Source organism: Thermodesulfovibrionia bacterium (genome assembly GCA_030646035.1).
Taxonomy (GTDB): domain Bacteria; phylum Nitrospirota; class Thermodesulfovibrionia; order UBA6902; family UBA6902; genus JACQZG01.
On record JAUSMY010000038.1, the window covers coordinates 1 to 1,862 of the forward strand.

2 protein-coding genes are annotated in these 1,862 nt (G+C 44.8%); both read left to right on the forward strand.

Annotated elements, in window-relative coordinates; translation table 11 throughout:
- Positions 1 to 312, forward strand: a 312-nt coding sequence (locus tag Q7U10_06170) for a hypothetical protein (GenBank protein MDO8282195.1), incomplete at its 5' end; no start/stop codon positions are given.
- 165 nt (positions 313 to 477) lie between these two features.
- Positions 478 to 1,422: a hypothetical protein gene (locus tag Q7U10_06175; protein ID MDO8282196.1), complete on the forward strand. Its 945-nt coding sequence runs from the start codon at positions 478 to 480 to the stop codon at positions 1,420 to 1,422.
- Positions 1,423 to 1,862 lie beyond the last annotated feature (440 nt).

Consider the following 1,862-nt stretch of genomic DNA (forward strand, 5'->3'; position numbering starts at 1 on the left):
CAGGAAGGCACCTTCCTCAGCCAGTGGACCCAGTACGGCCGCCCGAGCGGCATCTTCTTCGACGCGCACGACAACATCTACGTGGCCGACTCCGAATCCGACGACGTGCAGAATCCGGGATGGGAGATGGGCATCCGCATCGGCGACGCGCACTTGGGCTGGGTGTATTACTTTATCCAGTTGCCTGATGGTGACCCGCGCGATACAGCGGGGAATGGTGCGGAGTTTGTATCGGTGGATGCGGCGGGGAATATTTCTGGGGGGGAGCCTAGGCCGAGGAAGTTGCAGAAGTATGTGAGGATGAGGCGGTAGGAGGATAGACATCTCCGGCTCTGCGCGAAGGTATGAGTTGGCACTGGGACGACTTAAGTGGAGTAAATCGGTTCGAGTTAGAATAGTGAAGAAGAAAATAATCTCTGGAATTGAGTCTTCAAGAGACTCAAAAAGTACCAATTAAAATTCAGAAGAGATACAAGTATGGAAGTCGCCAGTAAGTTCGAGCTGCACTATTACCTATCGAACAACTCTCACCAGATTAATGCCCTTCTCCGTAATAATTGTGAGGCCGAGATCCTCGCAATTTTATCCGAGATTTCATCTGTTCTTGATATTGAAGCAGAGCTAATCGCTACTGCGGCAAGGATTGGGGGTTTCAGAGAGTTTTGGGATGTTATTAAGGGAAACGCAGCCGCCATTACAATTCTCCTTCTGGTGGCTCAGTTGCTTGTCACAATTGCGCCAATGCTCCACGAGTCCGAAAAGGAAGAGCTGGAAAAAGAGCTGATAGAACTTCAAATTAAAGAGTCTGAACTGAATATCAAGAATCTAAGAAAGGAATTGAAGGGAGAAGAAATATCTGAAAAGGCTATGGAAAAAGCCTTAGATCAACTCAGAAATAATTTTAAGATTATGAAACGAAGGTCAAATCTATATGCGACATTGAATGCGAGCCAAGACGTAATACAGATTGGGTTCGCAGTGCTCAATTCAAGTTTCTCTGAAGTAATAGAAGAGAAAAAAGTACCCAGAAGGGAATTTAGCAAATATATCCTCAGTAGCAACAAGCTAAAGTCTGAGGAAGTAGAGACAGAAATTGAAATAGTCTCTCCGGTTCTAAAGGAAGGAAATTACAAATGGAAAGGCATATTTAACGATCAGAAAATTAGCTTCGATATGCTAGATCTCGCTTTTAGAGATATGGTCTTGCTTGATAGTGTCTCGTTCCAACATGGGTCAAGAATACTATGCGTATTGCGGATCCAACGGGAGCTTGATGAGATCGGAGATACGAAAATCACGGGTTACTCAGTAACCACCGTAATCGAAAAATTCGATGGATCTACGACAGTGGAGACTACTCAAGGAAAAAAATACCGTCATGCCAAAAAACTAATCGACGGACAAGGTAAATTATTTAGCTAGGTCAAACTTCGGGCACAATACCTGAAATTATCAGTCCCTCCTGAAGCGGGAAAATATTGAACCGCTGTTTAAAGAGGCATAGTCCACTTGGATTGTCTACATTAACGTAAGGAAAAGCATGCCAGAGTTGAGAGTGAAATATCAGTACGTTCACGGTGTCGCCGATTCAGGAAGGCTAGATATTTATGACGCTGCAGTGGCACTTAGAGGAATTTCTAGAGCTAGCGCAATTATTACGCATGCTTATATTAATGGAGAAATACGCACGCATGGAGAATCTGCGAAGGGAGCTAAATTCTAGGGCACCTCCGGAAATCGGAAAATTTCTCTCACCGATTTTCGGTATGCGCGGTTTCCTGCGTTAAATCCTGAGTTTTTTCACCAGCTCATCAAAAAGCCATGATTTTCAGACCTTTCAGCGCCTCTACTGGCGCTCACTG